We start from the raw sequence: 12,341 nt of genomic DNA, 5'->3' as shown, positions 1-12,341 counted from the left end.
TCACGCGATAGCCAGACGCACCGGCGCGTCCTGAGTGGTGTCATGTTCCAGCTGGAACCGGCGCAGCAGGTTGGCCGCGACGGTGAGGCGGTACTCGGCCGTGGCGCGCCAGTCTGTCAGCGGCTGGAAATCCTGCGCCAGCGCCCGGGCGGCGGCATCGAATGTCTCTGTGGTAAAGGGCTGTCCAACCAGCGCTGCCTCAGCCATGGCGGCCCGCTTGGGCGTCGCGGCCATACCACCAAACGCCAGACGGGCGGCGGTAATGAGACCATCACTGACGGTGACGCTGATCCCGGCGGCGACGGAGGAAATATCCTCGTCGCGGCGTTTGGAGATCTTGTAGGCGGCGTCGATCTGGCCCGGCTGGCTGCGCGGAATGCGGATGGCGGCGACAAAATCGCCCGCCTCGCGGTCCTGTTTGCCATAGTCGATGAAGAAGTCTTCCAGCTGCAGGATGCGGGTGCCACGGGTGCTTTGCAGCATGACCTCTGCGCCAAGCGCAATCAGCACCGGCGGTGTGTCCCCGATCGGCGAGCCATTGGCGATATTGCCACCGATGGTGCCCATGTTGCGCACTTGCCAACCGGCGATGCGGTCCCAATATTCGCCGAGATGCGGGAAGGCCTCGCGGATCGCGGCCTCGCTCTCGGAATAGGTGACACCAGCGCCGATGGTCAGCGCGTCTTCAGTCAGGTCGATGGACTTCAGCCCCTCCAGATGGGTGATGAAGACCACCGGAGAGATCGGGCGCATGAATTTGGTGACCCACAGTCCCACGTCGGTGGAACCAGCCACAATGGTCGCCTTGGGGGTGTCGGCCAGCACCTTCGCCAGATCCGCCACATCAAGCGGCAGGATCGCGCGGTCGTCCTCGGGGCCGGTCACGATCCGCGATTTTGGCTGCAGCGCCATCAGCCGCGCGGTCACATCCGTACGCTCGCGGGTCAGGTGGTCATGCGCCGGGGTGCCGTATTGGGTGACGGCCATCGCGGCCCGAACAATCGGCTCATACCCGGTGCAGCGGCAGAGGTTGCCCTGGATCGCAGTCTCGACCTGCTGCATCGACGGCTCCGGATTGCCCATCCACAGCGCATAGAGCGACATCACAAAGCCCGGCGTGCAAAATCCGCACTGGCTGCCGTGATAGTCGACCATGGCCTGCTGCACTGGGTGCAGGCGGCCCTCCGGGCCGGAGAGATGTTCGACGGTGACGATGTGACACCCATTCAGGGACGCGAGGAAGCGGATGCAGGCATTGACCGTCTCATAGTGCAGCTGGCCCTGATGCAGACGTCCGACCAGCACGGTGCAGGCGCCGCAGTCGCCCTCGGCGCAGCCTTCCTTGGTGCCGGTCAGCCGCTGTTCGATCCGCAGATAGTCCAGAAGCGTGAGCGTTGCCTTCACATCCGTGACGGTCTTCTCCTCACCATTCAGAAGAAAGCGAATATCGTTCTGCTGAGCCATTTGCCCTCCCAATTCCAGCTCCTGATTGTCAGGAGTGTCGGGAGTTTACTGTTTCTGACTGCCTCGAAATATGGTGGGCTTTGCGAAATACTTTCAACAGATCGTTGAAAGAGGCAGGCCGAACGCGCATGTATACTGGGCTTCGGTACAAGTGTTGAGGATTTTGAATGGCTTATAATGGCGTATCTTGAGAGCCTGCGGGTGTTCTGCCGGGTGGTGGAGCTGGGCAGCATCACGTCCGGCGGGCGCGACCTGCGTCTGACACCCGCGGTGGCGAGCAAACGAATCAAGGAACTGGAGCAGCATCTGGGCGTGCGGCTGTTCAATCGCACCACCCGATCGCTGACCCCGACCGAGGTGGGCAGCGAGTTCTACAAGGAAGCGCTGCGTATCCTGAGCGCCGTGGACGAGGCCGAAACCGTGGTGGCGCAATTCTCCGGGGCGCCGCGCGGCACGCTGCGGGTGACCGCGCCGCTGGCCGCCGGGCGACGCATCATCGCCCCCCTGGTGCCGGATTTTGTCGAGGCGCATCCGGATATCGAGGTGCGGATGCGGATGTCCGACCGCAAGGTGGATATTCTGGCCGACGGCATCGATGTGGCTTTTTTTGTGGGCAATCCGCATGATTCCAGCCTGAAGATGCGCAAGATTGCCACCTGCGACCGGGTGCTCTGCGCCGCGCCCGCCTATCTGGATCGGTTCGGTACGCCAGAGGCGCCCGAAGAACTGATGAAGGGGCACAATTGCCTGCTGCTTCGCTATCCACGGTCGCCGGAATACTACTGGACCCTGAACACCAGGTCCGGCTTTCGCAAGTTCGAGGTGAAGGGCAAATATGACGCCGATGACAGCGATGTGCTGCTGAACTGGGCGCTGGACGGTCGGGGCATCATCAACAAACCTCGGTTCGAGGTGGCGCAGGCACTGCGCAGCGGCGCGCTGGTGGAAATCCTGCCCGACGCGCATCCGATCCCGGCGACATTTGGCTGTCTTTACCCGCACAAGAAATTCCAGGATCCCAAAGTCAGGCTGTTGGTGGATTTCATCACCAGCCGGGGGCAGGCCTATCTGCAGGGCCTTGAGGCGCCGCGCACCGATCCGGCCTGACGCACACAAAAAACGCCCCGCAGATCTGCGGGGCGTTTTCGTGAGTGGTGGTGATGTGATGCCGGGTCGAGATCAGAAATCTACCTCGATGGCGATGCCCTGTTTGACGGCCAGCTCGACGACAGAGGAGGCGACGGCCAGATCCTGCAGGCCAACGCCGGTGCCGTCAAAGAGGGTGATCTGCTCCGCCGAGGTCCGGCCCGGATGCGCGCCGTTGATGACCGCGCCGAGCTGTGCCACGTCGGCCTCTGCAATCAGCCCCTGCGCCACCGCATGCTGCGCCTCGCCGATGGAAATGGACTGAGCCACCTCGTCGGTAAAGACATCGGCGCGGACCAGCAGCTGGGGATCGACCTCCTGCTTGCCTTTGGTGTCGGTGCCCATGCAGGCAATGTGAGTGCCGGGGCTGACCTGATCGGCCTTGAGGATGGCATCAAACGACGAGGTGATGGAAATGATCACATCCGCCTCTTTCAGCCCGTCCAGCTCCACCGCCTCGAACGGCAGGCCTGCCTCGGCGGCGACCTCTTCGAGGTTCCCCAACATCTCGGGATGCAGGTTCCAGCCGATCACCTTGTCAAACTCGCGTTGCTCCAGCGCGGCGCGCAGCTGGAACTTGGCCTGATGTCCGGCACCGATCATGCCGATCACCTTGGCGTCCTCGCGCGCAAGGTGCTTGATCGACACCGAAGACGCCGCCGCCGTGCGCAATGCGGTCAAGAGGTTGCCGCCCACCATGGCGCGCACCTTGCCGGTGTCGGGGTCAAACAGGAACACGGTGGACTGGTGGTTGATCAGCCCGCGCTTTTCCAGGTTGTTGGGCCAGTAGCCGCCGGCCTTCAGCCCCAGCGACAGGCCGGCGCGGTCAAACCCGCCCTTGAAGCCATAGAGCGCGTCTTCATGGCCGATGGCCTCGCGCACCACCGGAAAGTTGTAGGCGTCACCGGCGGCCATAGCGGCAAAGACCTGCTCCACCGCGTCAAAGGCGGCCTTGCGGGTCATCAGGTCGGCAATCGCCCGTTCGGGTACGATATACATGAGGTGTCTCCATTCGTCTGGCGCGGGCTGAATGCCCGGGCCGCGCCCGACCCTCCCCCCGAGATGGCGCTTGCGCACCCACCCAGGCTTGGGCGCGACCCTCTTGTCGGGGTCGCGGGGCAAATAAAAAGCCGGCGGAGGGCGGCGATGCGCACCTCCGCCAGTTCGGGGTTGATCGTCAGTAGGCCTTGCCGCGCGCCGATACCGGCCACAGGGTTTCGACCTTGCCGCCGCGCACGCCGACGTACCAGTCGTGCACATTGGCGGTAGGGTCGCAGTGGCCCGGCACCAGCTTCAGCTTCTCGCCGACCTTGAGCACGCCGTCGGGGTCGGCAATCACGCCATGCTCGTCGGAGCATTTGACGTATTCCACATCTGTGCGGCCAAAGATGAAAGGCAGACCGCTGTCCACTGATTGCGCCTTCAGACCCGCGTCGCAGATCGCCTTGTCGGCTTTTGCGTGGCTCATCACCTGGGTCAGGATGAAGAACGCGTTCTCCCATTCGCCCTGGTCGATGCGGTTGCCGTCCTTGTCGAGGATACGGCCATAATCCGCGTCCATGAAGGCGTAAGAGCCGCATTGCAACTCGTTGAAAACACCGGAGTTGCTCTCGAAGTAGTAAGAGCCGGTGCCGCCGCCGGAGACCAGTTCGGGCTCCAGACCCGCAGCTTTCAGCGCCTCGACGGCCTCGGTCACCTGTGCGATGGCGATGTCGAGTTTCTCCTTGCGGCCCTCATAGCTGTCGATGTGCTGCATGGCGCCCTGATAGGCCTGGATGCCGGTGAATTTCAGCCCCTCGGCGGCGTCGATGGCCTGCGCGATCTCCACCACCGCCTCGGTCGTGGTCACACCGCAACGCCCGGCGCCGCAGTCGATCTCGACAAAGCACTCGATCTCGGTGCCGTGCTTTTGCGCCCCGGCGGACAGGTCTGCAACATTGGCGAGATCATCGACGCAGACGATGGTGCGCGCGCCCAGTTTCGGCAGCCGGGCCAGACGGTCGATCTTGGCCAAGTCCCGCACCTGGTTCGACACCAGCACGTCCTTGATGCCGCCGCGGGCAAAGACTTCGGCCTCGGAGACCTTCTGGCAGCAGACGCCGACCGCGCCGCCCAGGGATTCCTGCAGCTTTGCCACATCCACCGATTTGTGCATCTTGCCGTGCACGCGATGCCGCATGCCATGCGCCTTGGCATAGTCGCCCATCTTCTTGATGTTGCGCTCCAGCGCGTCCAGATCCAGCACCAGGCAGGGGGTCTGGATGTCGGCTTCGTCCATGCCGGGCAGGGCAGGGACGTCATAGCCAACTTCGAGATTGTCGAAATTCACGGGTGCATTCATTTTGGTCACTCCCTTACTGGGTCTCACAGGGTCCAGGGCAGTTTGTCGAGGTCGACATTGCCGCCGGTGATGATGATGCCGACGCGCTTGCCTTTGAACGCATCGGGGTTTTTCAGGATGGTGGCGAGGGGCACGGCAGAGGAGGGCTCCATCACCACGCGCAGGTGCTTCCAGATCAGCTTCATCGCATCGATGATCTCGGGGTCGGAGGCGGTCAGGATGTCGGACACGTGGTTCGACACAAAATGCCAGGTCAGATCCTTGAGCGGCACCAGCAGCCCGTCGGCGATGGTCTTGGGCGCATCATCGGCGATGATGTGGCCCGCCTTGAAGCTGCGGTAGGCGTCATCGGCCTGCTCGGGCTCGGCGGCGATGATCTTGGTCTCGGGCGCCAGCGTCGACAGGGTCAGGCAGGTGCCGGAGATCATGCCGCCGCCGCCGATCGGAGCGAGCGCAAAATCAAGCCCATCGGTCTGTTCCACGAACTCCTTGGCGCAGGTGCCCTGGCCCGCGATCACACGCGGATCATTGTAGGGATGTACAAAATCGCCGCCGGTCTCGGCCTGCACGCGGGCAAAGGTTTCCTCGCGCGAGGAGGTGGAGGGCTCGCATTCGGTGATCTTGCCACCATAGCGGCGCACGGTGTCCTTCTTGGCTTGCGGCGCGGTGCGCGGCATCACCACGTTGCAGGGAATGCCCCGCAGCATCGCCGCATAGGACAGGCAGGAGGCATGGTTGCCGCTGGAATGCGTCGCCACGCCCTTGGCCGCCTGCGCCTCGTCCAGACCAAACACCGCGTTGCTGGCGCCGCGCACCTTGAAGGCGCCCGGCTCCTGAAAGTTCTCGCATTTGAAGAACAGCTCCGCGCCGGTCAGCTCGTTCAGATAGGCCGAGGTGCGGACCGGCGTGCGGCGGATGTGCGGGGCAATCCGCTCATGCGCCGCCAGCATGTCCTCATAGGTGGGGATATACATCGCGCTGTCCTTCATCACGCGGCGTCCTGCTGCACGGAGGCCGCGTTGCCGCGATAATAGTCCTGCGCCGCCGCAACACCGGAGCCGAGTTGGATATCAAGGCCAAGGTCGACCATGCACATCTCGGCGGTGGCGATCCCGGAGAGCGCCATCACATCGGTCAGGCTGCCGAGGTGGCCGATGCGGAACACCTTGCCCGCGACCTCGCCCAGCCCCACGCCAAAGGCAACGCCGTATTTGTCGGCGGCATGGGTGACGATATCGGTGGCGTTGAACCCTTCGGGCGTGCGGATGGCGCTGACGGTGTCGGAGTAGACCTCCGGCGACGCGGCGCAAAGCTCCAGCCCCCAGGCGCCGACCGCAGCGCGCACCCCTTCGGCGATGCGGTGGTGGCGGGCAAAGACGTTCTCCAGCCCCTCGTCCAGCAGCATCTTGCAGGATTCATTGAGCCCGTTCATCAGACCCACGGCGGGCGTATAGGGGTAGGCGTTGTTGGCATAGCCCTTGGCCATGTCATGCACGTCAAAGAAGGTGCGCGGCAGCTGGGCGGTCTTAGTCGCCTCCATCGCCTTGGGGCTGAAGCCGACGATGGCGAGGCCCGCGCTCAGCATGAACCCCTTTTGCGAGCCGGTGACGGCCACGTCGACGCCCCATTCGTCCATGCGGAAATCCATCGAGGCGATGGAGCTGACGCCATCCACAAACAACAGCGCCGGGTGGCCAGCGGCATCCAAGGCGCGGCGCACGGCGGCGATGTCGGATTTCACGCCGGTTGCGGTCTCGTTGTGGGTGGCCAGAACCGCCTTGATCTTGTGGGCTTTATCGGCGCTCAGGATCTCCTCATAGCGGTCGGCGGGCAGGCCCGCGCCCCAGGGGGTCTCGACGATCTGCACATCAAGCCCGTGGCGCTGGCACATGTCGATCCAGCGGTGGCTGAACATGCCGTTGCGCGCCGCAAGCACGGTATCGCCCGCCGACAGCGTGTTGCTCAGCGCGGTCTCCCAGCCGCCGGTGCCGGAAGAGGGGAAGATGAAAACTTCGGCGGAGGTGCTTTTCAGAACCTTGCGCACACCTTCGCGGGCCGGATGCAGGATCTGACCGAACAGCGGCGAGCGGTGATCGATCGTCGGCATGTCGCAGGCCTTGCGCAGGCTCTCGGGGATATTGGTCGGACCCGGGATGAAAACGGGATTTTGAAAGCTCATGGAATGTCTCCTTCCGTCGTTGAGACACCCTAGACCGGACCCACCAGCGATGAAATTTTTTTGAAATCGTTTTTCGAAAATGGCTTTGGGTGGAAATATCGTTCCTTGTCAGATGTTTGAGTTTTTCATATCGTGAATTCGAATTTCGCGCAAAACCGGAGGGATCTGATGGATTCGCAAGAAACTGGCCCCAAGACCACCCAGCGGACACGGGGGCGGGCGCGTGGACGGCCCCGGGACTGGCACGACAAGACGGCGCAGAACACCATCAAATCGCTCGACCGGGCGATGGAGGTTTTCGAGTTCCTGAGCGAGGCGCAGGGCAAACCCCTGACATCGATTGCCGAGGACATGGGCCAGTCGCCCGCCACCGTCTATCGCATCCTGGTGACGCTCGAAGGGCGCGGGCTGGTGGAGTTCGACACCGAGGAACAGCTCTGGCACATCGGCGCGCAGGCCTTCGTGATCGGCGCGCGGTTCCTGCGCCGCACCAGTCTGGTGGATCGCGCCCGCCCGATCCTGCGCAAGCTGATGGAGGAAACGGGCGAGACCGCCAACCTCGGGATCGAGAAAGAGGGTCATGTGCTGTTTCTCAGCCAGGTGGAAACCCATGCCAGCATCCGCGCCTTCTTTCCGCCCGGCACCCTGTCGCAGATGCATGCGTCGGGCATCGGCAAGGCGCTGCTGGCGCAGATGGACAGCGGTCGCCTGGACCGGCTGCTGGCGGCGACCCGGCTAGAGGTCTTTACCGATCACACCATCACCGACCACGAGGCGCTGAAACAGGATCTGGCGGCGATCCGTGCGCAGGGCTTTGCGGTCGACAACGAGGAAAAGAACGCCGGCATGCGCTGCATCGCGGCGCCGGTGTTCGACATGAATCGCGAAGCCATCGCCGGGATTTCGGTCTCCGGCCCCACCAGCCGGATCGGTGCAGGTGACATCGACCGGCTCAGCCGCCCGGTGATCGAGGCGGCCCGGTTCCTGACGCAGGCGATCGGGGGAACCGAAGCGGCGCCGCAGGGCTGAACTGCGCAGAGGTATAGGATGCCGGTGCCGGGCGTCTGAGCCATTGCCAGCCCGGGCGGGCTGGGGCAGTCTCCGGTTCGGCACGGCGGGCAAGCGGACAGGACCGGATGCAGTATCTCAATATTTCGGATCTTTCAGCGCCGGGCTGGCGGTTTCTGGAGCCCTATTGCGACGCGCCCCGGCTCAGCTGGGAGACGTTTAGCGGCCAGCCCGCCAATCGGGTCGAACGCCGGATCACCCGTCCGGCGCTGGGCCGGTACCGGGCCTGCCTGTCGGCGGTCCGGGCTGCGCGGCGGCGCACGGACGCGGTGCTGGTCTCGCATCTGCCCAACGTGACGCTGGCAACCGCATTGCTGTCGCGCGCGCTCGCGCCCGCGGTGCCGCATGTGGCCTTTGCCTTCAACTACACCGACCTGCCGACCGGGCGGCGGCTGGAACTGGCGCGGCGCGGGTTCCGGCATGTGCGGGAGTTCGTGGTGTTCTCGCGCTACGAGATCGACCTCTACGCGCGCCTGTTTGATCTGCCGCCCGGGCGGTTCACCTATCTGCCCTGGGCGATGGAGGCCCCTGTGGTGGCGGCCGACCATCCGCGCCCGTTTCCCGGCCCCTATCTGAGCGCGATCGGCGGCGAGGGGCGGGACTATCAGGTGCTGGCAGCCGCAATGCGCCGCCTGCCGCAACACCGGATGGTGGTGGTGGCACGTCCGGCCAGTCTTGTCGGGATCGCCTTTCCCGACAATGTGACGGTGCACACCAATCTGCCCGCGCCGGTCACCTGGGCGATCGCGGCGCACTCAGCGGGCATGGCGATTCCCTTGCGCTCCGACCGGACGCCAAACGGGCATGTCAGCATCGTCGGGGCGCAGCACCTCGGCATCCCGCTGGTGGTGACGCGGTCCGACGGCGTGCGGGATTATGTCGACGACCGCACCGCACAGATGGTGACCGCGGGAGAGGTGGCGGAGATGGCCCGTGCGCTCGATGCGCTGATCGAAGCGCCACAGGACGCGCGGCACCGGGCCGATCTGGCGCAGGCGCAGGCCCGGCACAGCAACAGCCTGTCGACTTGGTGCGCCTATTTCGAGGATCTGGATCGGCGGCTGACGTCAGCCTGACCCGGACCGCTACGGCACCCGGGACAGGGCTCAGACCGGGCGGTCGCTGCTCTTGATCTCGCCGGTGGTCAGGACCGGGGCGGCGTCAATGTCATCGGCATCCAGCATCGCCGCGACCCGCTCCAGCGAGGCCAGTAGCTGGGCCTGTTCCCAATCCTTGAGCTGTTCGAAGGCGCGGACATAGCGTTGCTGCAACGCATCCGGGGCCGCCTTGACCGCGTCACGGCCAGCCGGCTCCAGCACCACATTGGTCTGGCGGCGATCCGCGTCCGACCGCATCCGTGTCGCCATCCCGCGCGAGACGATCTTGTCCACCAGCGTGGTCACGGTTGCCTGGGCCACGCCCATGGTTTGCGCCAGCTCCTTTGGGGTGGCGCTGCCACCACTGGTCGCAAGCAGCTGCAACACCCGCAACTGTGCCGGCGTTAGGCCGGAGGCCTGGGCCAGGTTGCGGGAATACAGCTCGGTTGCGCGCAGGATTCGTCTGAGCGCAATCAGGCTTTCATCGGTTCTGTCACGCGGGCGGTCATTCATAGCGCTTTAAAGTGTCACGGATGGCGATTTCCTTCAATACACTAAGTATTGTCGCGACGTTTCTCGAAGTCGAAGCATGTTATTTCGCCCATCATTTGTCTGGCTAAGCAGTATTACCCTTTAAAAACAGGGATTAATCACTCAGGGGAAGAAAATTACTGAGGTTCTTGAAGTTTTTACATCTTCCCTATATTTAGATAGGCGAACGAAAAATGGAGACGGTGAGCGATGCCCAAAGACATCCTGCAGACTGAGACCGAAAGCCCCCGAACTTGCCAGCCCCGCCTGCGCAAGCCAAACGCGACGGACGGGGCCGAAATCTGGGAGCTGGTCAAGGCCTGCGAGCCGCTCGACCGCAACTCCATGTATGCCAACTTGATCCAGGCGGATCACTTCCGCGACACCTGCGTGGTGGCGGAGCTTGATGGCGAAATCGTCGGCTGGATTTCCGGCCACATGATCCCGGGCGATGATGCGTTCTTCGTCTGGCAGGTCGCGGTGGGTGAAGCCGCGCGCGGCATGGGACTGGGCAAGAAGATGCTGAAGGCGCTGATCGCGCGTGATGGCATTTCTGACGCGTCCGTGCTGAAAACAACCATCACCAAGGACAATGCGGCCTCCTGGGGCCTCTTCCGCAGCTTTGCCCGCGATATCGGCGGCGAGCTGAGCGACGAGCCGCATTTCGAGAAAGAGGCCCATTTCGACGGCGCGCATGACACCGAGCATATGGTGACCATCACGCTTGACAGTGATGCCAAGGTCCTGAAGCGCGCGGCCTGAACGCCTCCCCCCTCATCCAGAATTTATCTTATCCGAAAAGGATTCCCCCATGCCCAAAGACATGGAAACCAATACGTCTATCTACACGCGCCGCGAAAGCAATGCGCGTTCCTACTGCCGTTCGTTCACCGCGTCCTTCGATACCGCACGCGGCTCCGAGCTGTTCACCGAAGACGGCACCCGCTACATCGACTTTCTGGCGGGCTGTTCCTCGCTGAACTACGGCCACAACGACCCGGACATGAAGGATGCGCTGGTCGAGCACATTCTGAAGGACGGCATCACCCATGGTCTCGACTTTCATACCGAGGCCAAGGAAGCCTTCCTGCACAGCTTCAACGACCTGATCCTCACGCCGCGCGGCATGGATCACAAGGTGATGTTCACGGGCCCGACCGGCGCCAACGCCGTTGAGGCGGCGATGAAGATCGCCCGCAAGGTCACCGGCCGCACCAATGTGATTTCCTTCACCAACGGCTTCCACGGTGTGACCATGGGGGCGCTGGCGGCGACCGGCAACAGCTACCACCGCGGTGGCGCCGGCATGGACAAATCCGGCGTGACCCGTGTGCCCTTTGACGCCTATGTGGACGGTCTCGACAGTGCCGCGCTGCTGGACAAGATGCTCTCCGACCCCTCCGGCGGCATCGACGCCCCGGCGGCAATCATGCTGGAAACCGTTCAGGGCGAGGGCGGCCTGAACGCGGCCTCTGCCGAGTTCGTGAAGAAACTGGAACAGATCGCCCATGCCCATGGCGCGCTGCTGATCATCGACGACATCCAGGCAGGGTGCGGTCGGACCGGCACCTTCTTCTCCTTCGAGGAAATGGGCGTGAAACCCGACATCATCACCATGGCAAAGTCGCTCTCCGGCTTTGGCCTGCCGATGGCGCTGGTCCTGGTGCGCCCGGAGCATGACGTCTTTGGCCCCGCCGAGCACAACGGCACCTTCCGCGGCAACACCCATGCCTTTGTGACCGCGCGTGTCGCGATCGAGAAGTTCTGGGCCGATGATGCCTTCACCACCGAACTGGCCCGCAAGACCGAGCTGGTCACCAGCGCGCTGCAGGAAGTGGCCAGCCACATCCCCGGCGCGTACCTGAAGGGCCGTGGCCTGATGCAGGGTGTCGACGTTGGCTCTGGCGAGCTGGCCGGCGACATCTGCGCCCGCGCCTATGAGCTGGGTCTGGTGGTCGAAACCTCCGGTCCGAATGACGAGGTCGTCAAGATCCTCGCCCCGCTCACCACATCCGAGCAGCTGTTCTGCGAAGGCTTTGCCATTCTCAGCACCGCCGCCCGCGAAGTGGCCGCCAAAACCAAAATTGCCGCGCAATAACCAGACGACCGGAGACCAAGACCCATGATCGTACGCGATTTCAACGAACTGAAAAACACCGACCGCTCCGTCTCTGATGCGCGCTGGACCTCCACCCGCATGCTGCTGGCCGATGACGGGATGGGGTTCTCTTTCCACATCACCGTTCTGGAAGCGGGTTCGGAGCATCAGTTTCATTACAAGCACCACTTCGAGAGTGTCTATTGCATGAAAGGCAAGGGCTCGATCACCGATATCGCCACTGGCGAGACCCACGAGATCAAGCCCGGCGTCATGTATGCGCTGAACCTGCATGACAAGCACATCCTGCGGGCCGAGGAAGAACTGCACATGGCGTGCTGCTTCAATCCGCCGGTGACCGGCACCGAAGTCCATCGCGAGGACGGCTCTTATGCTCCTGCGGAGGAGCTGGCCTGA

Annotated in this window: 12 protein-coding genes; 6 read left to right on the top strand and 6 right to left on the bottom strand. The window is 63.6% G+C overall.

What is annotated here, in order from left to right; all coding sequences use genetic code 11:
- Nucleotides 1-1,464 (bottom strand): xanthine dehydrogenase small subunit, encoded by a 1,464-nt coding sequence (gene xdhA, locus ACXAF5_RS14480; RefSeq protein ID WP_474947122.1) that lies wholly within the window; start codon nucleotides 1,462-1,464, stop codon nucleotides 1-3.
- A 177-nt stretch (nucleotides 1,465-1,641) separates the two neighbouring features.
- Between xdhA and ACXAF5_RS14475 the strand changes: the two genes are divergently transcribed.
- Complete coding sequence (locus ACXAF5_RS14475) at nucleotides 1,642-2,571, top strand: LysR family transcriptional regulator (RefSeq protein WP_474947121.1); 930 nt, start codon at nucleotides 1,642-1,644, stop codon at nucleotides 2,569-2,571.
- A gap of 72 nt (nucleotides 2,572-2,643) precedes the next feature.
- Here the strand turns inward: ACXAF5_RS14475 and bhcD are convergent, their stop codons facing one another.
- From bhcD to bhcA, 4 genes are all read right to left on the bottom strand, one after another.
- Nucleotides 2,644-3,609 carry an iminosuccinate reductase BhcD gene (gene bhcD, locus ACXAF5_RS14470; protein ID WP_474947120.1) on the bottom strand — a complete coding sequence of 322 codons (966 nt, stop codon included), beginning with the start codon at nucleotides 3,607-3,609 and terminating at the stop codon, nucleotides 2,644-2,646.
- Nucleotides 3,610-3,787: 178 nt separating this feature from the next.
- Nucleotides 3,788-4,951 (bottom strand): 3-hydroxy-D-aspartate aldolase BhcC, encoded by a 1,164-nt coding sequence (bhcC, locus tag ACXAF5_RS14465; RefSeq protein WP_474947119.1) that lies wholly within the window; start codon nucleotides 4,949-4,951, stop codon nucleotides 3,788-3,790.
- A gap of 23 nt (nucleotides 4,952-4,974) precedes the next feature.
- The gene (bhcB, locus tag ACXAF5_RS14460) at nucleotides 4,975-5,940 is read right to left on the bottom strand and encodes a beta-hydroxyaspartate dehydratase BhcB (RefSeq protein ID WP_474947118.1); all 966 of its coding nucleotides are present in this window, start codon (nucleotides 5,938-5,940) and stop codon (nucleotides 4,975-4,977) included.
- The gene (gene bhcA, locus ACXAF5_RS14455) at nucleotides 5,940-7,130 is read right to left on the bottom strand and encodes an L-aspartate--glyoxylate aminotransferase BhcA (protein WP_474947117.1); all 1,191 of its coding nucleotides are present in this window, start codon (nucleotides 7,128-7,130) and stop codon (nucleotides 5,940-5,942) included. The genes bhcB and bhcA overlap by 1 nt, the downstream gene beginning before the upstream one ends.
- A 168-nt stretch (nucleotides 7,131-7,298) precedes the next feature.
- Between bhcA and bhcR the strand changes: the two genes are divergently transcribed.
- Nucleotides 7,299-8,159 carry an HTH-type transcriptional regulator BhcR gene (gene bhcR / locus ACXAF5_RS14450; protein WP_474947116.1) on the top strand — a complete coding sequence of 287 codons (861 nt, stop codon included), beginning with the start codon at nucleotides 7,299-7,301 and terminating at the stop codon, nucleotides 8,157-8,159.
- Between the two features lie 107 nt (nucleotides 8,160-8,266).
- Nucleotides 8,267-9,274: a glycosyltransferase family protein gene (locus ACXAF5_RS14445; protein ID WP_474947115.1), complete on the top strand. Its 1,008-nt coding sequence runs from the start codon at nucleotides 8,267-8,269 to the stop codon at nucleotides 9,272-9,274.
- A 30-nt stretch (nucleotides 9,275-9,304) separates the two neighbouring features.
- Here the strand turns inward: ACXAF5_RS14445 and ACXAF5_RS14440 are convergent, their stop codons facing one another.
- Complete coding sequence (locus ACXAF5_RS14440; RefSeq protein WP_239320379.1) at nucleotides 9,305-9,808, bottom strand: MarR family winged helix-turn-helix transcriptional regulator; 504 nt, start codon at nucleotides 9,806-9,808, stop codon at nucleotides 9,305-9,307.
- 228 nt (nucleotides 9,809-10,036) lie between these two features.
- Between ACXAF5_RS14440 and ectA the strand changes: the two genes are divergently transcribed.
- From ectA to ACXAF5_RS14425, 3 genes are read left to right on the top strand one after another with little or no spacing between them, the layout of a single operon-like run.
- Nucleotides 10,037-10,588 carry a diaminobutyrate acetyltransferase gene (gene ectA, locus ACXAF5_RS14435; protein ID WP_239362423.1) on the top strand — a complete coding sequence of 184 codons (552 nt, stop codon included), beginning with the start codon at nucleotides 10,037-10,039 and terminating at the stop codon, nucleotides 10,586-10,588.
- 49 nt (nucleotides 10,589-10,637) lie between these two features.
- Nucleotides 10,638-11,924, top strand: a complete 1,287-nt coding sequence (gene ectB, locus ACXAF5_RS14430) for a diaminobutyrate--2-oxoglutarate transaminase (protein WP_474947114.1) — start codon at nucleotides 10,638-10,640, stop codon at nucleotides 11,922-11,924.
- 24 nt (nucleotides 11,925-11,948) lie between these two features.
- A complete protein-coding gene (locus ACXAF5_RS14425) occupies nucleotides 11,949-12,341 on the top strand; it encodes an ectoine synthase (RefSeq protein ID WP_005620964.1) in 393 nt (130 codons plus the stop codon).

It is taken from the genome of Epibacterium sp. ABV4_022 (assembly GCF_056159345.1).
The sequence above is the reverse complement of the archived record's forward strand: the minus strand, read 5'-3'. Positions and strand labels throughout refer to the sequence as shown.

What these genes read in the sequence shown, in the direction of transcription:
- xdhA (WP_474947122.1), bottom strand. Translation starts at nt 1,464, where the DNA reads ATGGCTCAGCAGAACGATATTCGCTTTCTTCTGAATGGTGAGGAGAAG.
- ACXAF5_RS14475 (WP_474947121.1), top strand. Translation starts at nt 1,642, where the DNA reads ATGGCGTATCTTGAGAGCCTGCGGGTGTTCTGCCGGGTGGTGGAGCTG.
- bhcD (WP_474947120.1), bottom strand. Translation starts at nt 3,609, where the DNA reads ATGTATATCGTACCCGAACGGGCGATTGCCGACCTGATGACCCGCAAG.
- bhcC (WP_474947119.1), bottom strand. Translation starts at nt 4,951, where the DNA reads ATGAATGCACCCGTGAATTTCGACAATCTCGAAGTTGGCTATGACGTC.
- bhcB (WP_474947118.1), bottom strand. Translation starts at nt 5,940, where the DNA reads ATGAAGGACAGCGCGATGTATATCCCCACCTATGAGGACATGCTGGCG.
- bhcA (WP_474947117.1), bottom strand. Translation starts at nt 7,130, where the DNA reads ATGAGCTTTCAAAATCCCGTTTTCATCCCGGGTCCGACCAATATCCCC.
- bhcR (WP_474947116.1), top strand. Translation starts at nt 7,299, where the DNA reads ATGGATTCGCAAGAAACTGGCCCCAAGACCACCCAGCGGACACGGGGG.
- ACXAF5_RS14445 (WP_474947115.1), top strand. Translation starts at nt 8,267, where the DNA reads ATGCAGTATCTCAATATTTCGGATCTTTCAGCGCCGGGCTGGCGGTTT.
- ACXAF5_RS14440 (WP_239320379.1), bottom strand. Translation starts at nt 9,808, where the DNA reads ATGAATGACCGCCCGCGTGACAGAACCGATGAAAGCCTGATTGCGCTC.
- ectA (WP_239362423.1), top strand. Translation starts at nt 10,037, where the DNA reads ATGCCCAAAGACATCCTGCAGACTGAGACCGAAAGCCCCCGAACTTGC.
- ectB (WP_474947114.1), top strand. Translation starts at nt 10,638, where the DNA reads ATGCCCAAAGACATGGAAACCAATACGTCTATCTACACGCGCCGCGAA.
- ACXAF5_RS14425 (WP_005620964.1), top strand. Translation starts at nt 11,949, where the DNA reads ATGATCGTACGCGATTTCAACGAACTGAAAAACACCGACCGCTCCGTC.